7 protein-coding genes and 1 pseudogene are annotated in these 7,735 nt (G+C 67.1%); 5 read left to right on the top strand and 3 right to left on the bottom strand.

Annotation, left to right across the window (positions count from 1 at the left end; all coding sequences use genetic code 11):
- The 3 genes and pseudogenes from ACREEF_RS15005 to ACREEF_RS14995 form a co-directional block, all read right to left on the bottom strand.
- Positions 1-246, bottom strand: a pseudogene (locus ACREEF_RS15005) (hypothetical protein); the annotation flags it as partial.
- A gap of 99 nt (positions 247-345) precedes the next feature.
- Positions 346-1,113, bottom strand: a complete 768-nt coding sequence (locus ACREEF_RS15000; RefSeq protein ID WP_431566372.1) for an ABC transporter permease — start codon at positions 1,111-1,113, stop codon at positions 346-348.
- Positions 1,113-2,048 carry an ABC transporter ATP-binding protein gene (locus tag ACREEF_RS14995; protein ID WP_431566371.1) on the bottom strand — a complete coding sequence of 312 codons (936 nt, stop codon included), beginning with the start codon at positions 2,046-2,048 and terminating at the stop codon, positions 1,113-1,115. Before ACREEF_RS14995 ends, ACREEF_RS15000 begins: the two co-directional genes overlap by 1 nt.
- A gap of 147 nt (positions 2,049-2,195) precedes the next feature.
- Between ACREEF_RS14995 and ACREEF_RS14990 the strand changes: the two genes are divergently transcribed.
- The 5 genes from ACREEF_RS14990 (at position 2,196) to ACREEF_RS14970 (ending at position 7,377) form a co-directional block, all read left to right on the top strand.
- Complete coding sequence (locus ACREEF_RS14990; protein WP_431566370.1) at positions 2,196-3,533, top strand: PQQ-dependent sugar dehydrogenase; 1,338 nt, start codon at positions 2,196-2,198, stop codon at positions 3,531-3,533.
- Between the two features lie 262 nt (positions 3,534-3,795).
- Entirely contained in the window at positions 3,796-5,595 is a 1,800-nt protein-coding gene (locus tag ACREEF_RS14985; RefSeq protein ID WP_431566369.1) for a long-chain-acyl-CoA synthetase, read from the top strand.
- 132 nt (positions 5,596-5,727) lie between these two features.
- Positions 5,728-6,597, top strand: a complete 870-nt coding sequence (gene motA, locus ACREEF_RS14980) for a flagellar motor stator protein MotA (protein WP_431566368.1) — start codon at positions 5,728-5,730, stop codon at positions 6,595-6,597.
- Positions 6,598-6,692: 95 nt separating this feature from the next.
- Positions 6,693-6,971, top strand: a complete 279-nt coding sequence (locus ACREEF_RS14975; protein ID WP_431566367.1) for a hypothetical protein — start codon at positions 6,693-6,695, stop codon at positions 6,969-6,971.
- 97 nt (positions 6,972-7,068) lie between these two features.
- On the top strand, positions 7,069-7,377 hold the full coding sequence (locus tag ACREEF_RS14970; protein WP_431566366.1) for a hypothetical protein: 309 nt from the start codon (positions 7,069-7,071) through the stop codon (positions 7,375-7,377).
- Positions 7,378-7,735 lie beyond the last annotated feature (358 nt).

Below are 7,735 nucleotides of genomic sequence, written 5' to 3'. Positions count from 1 at the left end.
GATCAGGGTCGGCGCGGCGGCCGGCTGCGGCGCGCGGCGCTGCGGCACCAGGGAACCGGAGAAGACTCCGCCGGAGGCCGGGCGCGACGCGGCGGGCCGTGGCGCCGGCTTCGGCGCTTCCGGCAAAGGCGGCATCAGGCCCGTACCGCGTGGCAACGGCCCGGCGCGGAACACGGTCTGGGGCGGTCGGCCCCACTGCACCTGTCGGCGGGCGAAGGGAACGGACTGGTCGTCGGCGTCGGACATTCGGGCTCCGGCGCCGGGCGGCGCGCATCACGAAAAGGGTCGGCGGACCTTCAGACTGCTGAGCGAGTTCGGCGGTTTCGTGACGCGCGGAGCCCGACCCTAGTTCTTCAGGCGATAGCCCGTCCTGAAGATCCAGCCCACCACCGCCAGACAGGCGAGGAAGAAGCCCAGCGTCGCCGTCAGGCTGACCCCGAGGCTGACGTCGCCCACGCCGTAGAAGGCCCAGCGGAAGCCCGAGATCAGATAGACCACCGGGTTGAACAGGGCGACGGTCCGCCAGCCCTCGGGCAGCATCTCGATCGAATAGAAGGCGCCGCCCAGGAAGGTCAGGGGCGTCACGATCAGCATGGGCACGAACTGCAACTGCTCGAAACTCTGCGCCCAGACCCCGATGATGAAGCCGAACAGGGCGAAGGTGGTCGAGATCAGCACCAGGAAGGCCAGCATCCAGAAGGGATGAAGGATGTGCAGCGGCACGAAGAAGGCCGCTGTGGCCAGGATGATCAGCCCCAGGATCGCCGACTTGGTCGCCGCCGCCCCGACATAGGCCAGCACGATCTCCAGCGGGGACACGGGCGCCGACAGGATCTCGTAGATGGTGCCGGTGAATTTCGGGAAGTAGATGCCGAAGCTGGCGTTGAAGATCGACTGGGTGAACAGGCTGAGCATGATCAGCCCGGGCACGATGAAGGCGCCGTAGGGGACGCCGTCCACCTCGGTCATGCGGCTGCCGATGGCCCCGCCGAAGACGACGAAATAGAGGGAGGTGGTGATGACCGGCGTCACCAGCGACTGCCACAGGGTGCGAAGGGCCCGCGCCATCTCGAAGCGATAGATGGCCCAGACGCCGTATCCGTTGAAGCTCATCACGCGGCCTCCCGATCCTGATGGACCAGGCCGACGAAGATGTCCTCCAGCGAGCTCTGGCGGGTGCTCAGATCCTTGAAGCCGATGCCGAGGTCCGACAGGCGGCGCAGCAGCGACGGCACCCCGGTCTTCTCGGCGTGAGCGTCGAAGGCGTATTCCAGCTCGGCCCCGTCGCCTTGCAGCGTCAGGTTCCATTCGGCCAGTTCGGGCGGCAGGGCGGCCAGCGGCTCCTGAAGCTGGAGCGTCAGGGTCTTCTTGCCCAGCTTCTGCATCAGGTCGGCGGTCTTCTCGACCAGGATCAGCTCGCCCTTCAGGATGACGCCGACCCGATCGGCCATCTCCTCGGCCTCCTCGATGTAGTGGGTGGTCAGGATGATGGTGACGCCCTGATCGCGCAGCTGGCGCACCAGGCCCCACATATCGCGGCGCAGCTCGACGTCCACGCCCGCCGTCGGCTCGTCCAGGAACAGGATGTCGGGCTCGTGGCTCAGGGCCTTGGCGATCATGACGCGGCGCTTCATCCCGCCCGACAGGGTCATGATCTTGGCGTCCTTCTTGTCCCACAGGCTGAGGTCGCGAAGGATGCGTTCGACATAGGCCGGGTTCGGCGCCTTGCCGAACAGGCCCCGGCTGAAGGTGACAGTGGCCCAGACGGTCTCGAAGGCGTCGGTCGTCAGCTCCTGCGGCACCAGGCCGATCCGGGTGCGGGCGGCGCGATAGTTCTTCTGGATGTCATGGCCGTCGGCGACGATGGTTCCCGTCGACGGCGTGACGATGCCGCAGACGATGGAGATCATCGTCGTCTTGCCCGCGCCGTTCGGCCCCAGCAGGGCGAAGATCTCGCCCTTCTCGATCTCCAGATCGACGCGTTTCAGCGCCTGATGGCCGGACTTGTAGGTCTTGGTCAGACCCTGAATGGTGATGACTGACGGCATGGGCCCTCCCCGGCAAGGCTTGGCAGATAGGGTGGCGACACGATGCGCTCAAGGCCCCCGATCCACCCTGGATCATTCGCCCCCAAACCGGGTTATACAAGCAAGGATTCCACGCCTTTCCCGATCATCGAAAGCAAGGTTTGAACCATGTTCGGACGCCGTCTCCTCGTCGGGGCCGCCCTGCCGCTGATCCTCGTCCTGTCGGCCTGTGAAACCGAAAGCAGACTGCCGGAAAGCGCCGGCTTCGGCGCCGATCCGCAACTGCCGGAAGCGCGACCCCAGCGGGTGCCGACGGTCAAGATCGCCCGGGCCGTCGGCTGGCCTCAGGGCCGCACCCCGGTCGCGGCGCCGGGCCTGACCGTCAACGCCTTCGCCACGGATCTGGACCATCCCCGCTGGCTCTATGAACTGCCCAACGGCGACGTGCTGGTGGCCGAAAGCAACGCCCCGCCCAAGCCCGAGGGGAAAGGCGGCGGCCTACGCGGCTGGTTCGAGCGCCGCATCATGGGTAAGGCGGGCGCCCGCGCGCCCAGCGCGAACCGCATCACCCTGCTGCGCGACGCCGACGGCGACGGAACGGCGGAAACGAAGACCGTCTTCCTGTCCGGCCTCACCTCGCCCTTCGGCATGGCCCTGATCGGCGACCGCCTGTTCGTCGCCAACGCCGACGCCGTGGTGACCGTCCCCTATCAGACGGGTCAGACGCAGATCACGGCGACGCCGGTCAAGGTCGCGGACCTGCCCGCCGGGCGGAACCATCACTGGACCAAGAGCCTGGTCGCCTCGGCGGACGGCTCGAAGCTCTATGTCGGGGTCGGCTCCAACTCCAACATCGGAGAGAACGGGCTGGACGAAGAGGTCGATCGCGCCGCCGTGCTGGAGATCGACCCGGCCACCGGCGCCCGGCGCGTCTTCGCTTCGGGCCTGCGCAACCCGGTCGGCATGGCCTGGAACCCCGAAGACGGACGACTGTGGGTCGCGGTCAACGAGCGCGACGAGATCGGCGACGACCTGGTCCCCGACTACATGACCTCGGTGACGCCCGGCGGCTTCTACGGCTGGCCGTGGAGCTATTACGGCCAGACCGTCGATGCACGGGTCCAGCCGTCCCGCCCCGACATGGTCGCCAAAGCCGTCAGGCCCGACTACGCTCTGGGTTCGCACACCGCCTCGCTGGGCCTGACCTTCTATACGGGCGCCCTGGCGCCGCAGTGGCGCAACGGGGCGATCATCGGCCAGCACGGCTCGTGGAACCGCAACCCGCCGGCCGGCTACAAGGTCATTTTCGTCCCCTTCAACGGCGGCAAGCCGGCGGGTCCGCCGCAGGACGTCCTGACCGGCTTCCGCAACGACAAGGGCGAGGCCATGGGCCGCCCGGTCGGGGTGATCGGGGTCCGCTCCGGCGCGCTTCTGGTGGCCGACGACGTGGGCGACGTCGTCTGGCGGGTGACGCCCGCGCCGCGCGCCATGCAATCCGCCTCCTGAACAAGATTACGTCGACCGGGCCCCGTGTTCACCACGGTCATCGCGCGCCTGACCGATTGACGTAGCGGGAACTTTCCACCGCCGACTACTGTAAGGCTCAAGCCGATCCCTGGCTCGAGATTGACCTTGCGTAACAGTCAGATGTGCAAGTTTGCGCGATAATCTCGGTCTGACGGCGTTTCAACGCGGTCTTCCGGTTGACCCGTCGCCGTCGCCCGTTCATCACCATAGGAACAAAACTGAATTAAGGGCGGAAGCGGCGATGGGTCTGGCAGCGAACATCCGGCGCGATATCAAGTTCGCGGGCGGGCTGTACCGCCTGCTGAAACGCATCAAGCCCATCACCCTCGACAGCGACGTCCTGCTCTGTGACGACTTCGAGGAGGCCGTCGACAAGTTCTCGGATCATGTCGCGGTCGAGGACGAAAACCGCCGCCTGACCTATCGCGAGCTGGACGCCCTGGCCAACCGCTACGCCCACTGGGCCAAGGCGCGGAACCTGAAACGGTCGGACGTCATCGCCCTGGTGATGCACAACCGGGTCGAATACCTGGCCGCCTGGATCGGCTTCTCCAAGGTCGGCGTGGCCACGGCCCTGATCAACACCAATCTGACCGGCGCCGCCCTGGCCCACTGCCTGAGCATCTCCAACGCCTTCAACGTCGTCACCGACCAGGAATCCTGGCGCGCGGTCGAGGAGGCCCGCCCCTTCGTCGACCGCAACCTGATGGTCTGGGTCCACGGCCTGGCCGACGAGGACGAAACCAACGACCGCCGCGACATCGACAACGCCGTGCGCAGCGCCTCCTCGGTGCGGCCGGACAAGGGCCTGCGTCAGGGCCTGACCAACCGCGACACGGCCCTGTTCATCTTCACCTCGGGCACCACCGGCCTGCCCAAGGCCGCGCGTATCCCGCATTCGCGGGCGCGGACCTATATGCGCGCCTTCGCCGGGGCCACGGCCTCGACGACCCAGGACGCTCTCTACAACTGCCTGCCGCTGTATCACTCGACCGGCGGCCTGGTCGGGGTCGGCTCGGTGCTGCTGAACGGCGGCCGGATGATCATCCGCCGCCGCTTCTCCTCGACCAATTTCTGGCCGGACGTGAAGGCCTCGGGCGCCACCATGTTCGTCTATATCGGCGAACTGTGCCGCTATCTGGTCAACTGCCCGCCGAACGAGGACGAGCGGGCGCACAAGCTGCGCCTGGCCTTCGGCAACGGCCTGCGTCCCGACGTCTGGCCCGAGTTCCAGCAGCGCTTCGGCATCAAGGACATCATGGAGTTCTACGGCTCCACCGAGGGCAACGTCTCCCTGTTCAACTTCGACGGCAAGGCGGGCGCCATCGGCCGCGTGCCCAGCTATCTGAAGTCGCAGATCAACATCCGCCTGATCGCCCTCGACCCCGAAACGGGCGAGCCGCTGCGCCGCGCCGACGGAATGTGCCAACTGGTCTCGGTCGGCGAGACGGGCGAGGCCGTCGGCCAGATCGCGTCCGACATCCGCCACGACTTCACGGGCTACGCCGACAAGAAGGCCTCCGAGAAGAAGATCCTCACCGACGTCTTCAAGAAGGGCGACCGCTGGTTCCGCACCGGCGACCTGATGCGTCAGGACCGCGAGGGCTATTTCTACTTCATGGACCGCCTGGGCGACACCTATCGCTGGAAGGGCGAGAACGTCTCCACCGCCGAGGTCGAACAGCGCCTGCATGACGCGCCGGGCGTTCAGGAAGTCATCGCCTACGGCGTTTCCGTTCCCGGCCAGGAAGGCAAGGCGGGCATGGCCGCCCTGGTGCTGGAGGGCAAGTTCGACCCCGCCGCCTTCGCCGCCTACGCCGACGAACAACTGCCGCCCTATGCGCGCCCGGTCTTCCTGCGCCTGATGAAGTCGGCCGAGACCACCGGCACCTTCAAATACCGCAAGGTCGATCTGGTCGCCGACGGCTTCGACCTCGAGAAGGTCGAGGGCGCCGTCTATGTGCGCGGCGGCAAGACCGGCTATCAGAAGCTGACCGCCAAGGCCCATGAGGCGATCCTCAGCGGCGAGACGCGACTGTAATCACCCTCCCCGTGAAGGGGAGACGACAACGCCGTTTCGACGTCCCGAACCGGGATTCGTGAAACCCGCCCTTAAGCATTAACGCCGATAACGGCGTCCTGAGCTTTCTCCCGCAGGACGTCCGACCACCCCATGTTCCAGATTATCGGCATTGTCCTGCTGTTCGCCATGGTGTTCGGCAGCTACGTCCTGGCGGGCGGCAAGTTCGGCGTCATCATGCACGCCCTGCCGCACGAGTTCATGGCCATCGGCGGCGCGGGCGTCGCCGCCTTCCTGATCTCCAACAGCCTGCCGGTGATCAAGGCCTCGCTGGGCGGCCTGGGCAAGACCTTCGCCGGGCCGAAATGGAAGAAGCAGGACTACAAGGACCTGCTCAGCCTGCTGTTTCAGCTGACCAAGACGATGAAGTCCAAGGGCGTCATCGCCCTGGAAAGCCACATCGAAAAGCCGGCCGAGAGCAGCATCTTCCAGAAGTACCCCAAGGTGCTGAAGGACCATTTCGCCACCGACTTCATCTGCGACACCCTGCGGATGATGACCATGAACCTCGAGGATCCGCATCAGATCGAGGACGCCATGGAAAAGCAGCTGGAAAAGCACCACCACGAGGCCCTCGCCTCCGCTCACGCGCTGCAAAACCTGGCGGACGGCCTGCCCGCGCTGGGCATCGTCGCCGCCGTTCTGGGCATCGTGAAGACCATGGGCTCGATCACCGAGCCGCCGGAAGTCCTGGGCGGCATGATCGGCGGGGCCCTGGTCGGCACCTTCCTCGGCGTCTTCCTGGCCTACGGCCTGGTCGGCCCCTTCGCCGCGCGCCTCAACGCGATCATCGAAGAGGAAGGCGCCTACTACAAGATCATCCAGTCGGTGCTGGTCGCCCACCTGCACGGCAACGCCGCCCAGATCTCGGTCGAGATCGGCCGCGGCGACATCCCCTCGACGTCCCAGCCTTCCTTCACCGAAATGGAAGAAGCCCTGGCCGCCGCGCCGACGGACGCCTGATCCTTCCCGGTCGCACCGGGGAACACGAAGCGTTCACGGCGGTTCTCCGAGCGTCACGATCGCGTGCGCCGCGATCGTCCGTCGTGGAGACCCGCATGAAAGCGATCCCGCCGCTCCTGGCCGCTGGTTCGGCTCTGCTGCTTCTGTCCGCCTGCGCCGAGAAGCCCATCCCTGCGACGACGTCGCCGTCGCAGATCGAACGACCGAAACCGGCCGACGAAGTCACGTCGCCCGACGCGGGGCCCGACGCGGGCGATCCGCCGGCGTCATCGACCGGCGCGCCGCCGCCCGGCGACGCGATCCCGCCTTCCGACCCGCCGCCGGTCGATCCGGCCAAGCCGCCCACCCCCGACAGTGCGACGCGGTCGGCCTGACCAGCGGCCCCAGGCTTGTCGAACGTCGTATTATCGCGTTACGCCTAGCACCGGCGGGGCTGTTCCGCCGATGCAAAGATCTGGAAGAGGGTATGTCATGACCATCCGTCGCCTGATGATCGTCGCCGCGGGCCTCAGCGCCCTGTCCCTGGCCGCCTGCCAGCAGCCCGACACGAAGAAGGCCGAAGAAGCGGCCACCGCCGCGGCCGATTCCGCCGCCGCCACCGCCACCGCCGCCGCTGATCAAGCTTCTGACGCCGCTGCGACCGCAGGCGCCGCCGCCACCGACGCCGCCGCTTCCGTCAGCGCCGCCGCTGAAAAAACCGCCGACGCCGCCGGCGCCGCCATGACCCCGGCCCCCGCAGCCGCCCCGGCCGCTCCGGCCGCCGAAAAGGCCCCCAACTAAGGGCGGCCTGTCGGTTCCAACGACCCGAAAGGGCCGCTTCGACACCCGTCGAGGCGGCCCTTTTTTCCTGCGCATCACGCGACTTCACGAACCCGTGAGAATTTCGCTTGCGGTTTTGCTCACGATCCCGTTATCTCCTCTCAGCGAGGATTCATGATCTCGCGCTTCCCTTCTGAAGGATAACAACTATGCGCATCACCGCTCTGATCGCCGCTTCGGCCGCCGCTCTGGCCCTGGCTGCTTGCCAACCCGCCGCCGACAAGGCTGAAGACGCCGCTGCCGACGCCACGGAAGCCGCTGCGACCGCCACGGACGCCGCCGCCACCGCCGACGCCGCCGCCACCGACGCTGCTGCCGC

Origin of the sequence: Brevundimonas sp. (assembly GCF_050729455.1) — a bacterium.
Classification (GTDB): domain Bacteria; phylum Pseudomonadota; class Alphaproteobacteria; order Caulobacterales; family Caulobacteraceae; genus Brevundimonas.
This window is presented reverse-complemented; position numbering and strand designations above follow the sequence as displayed.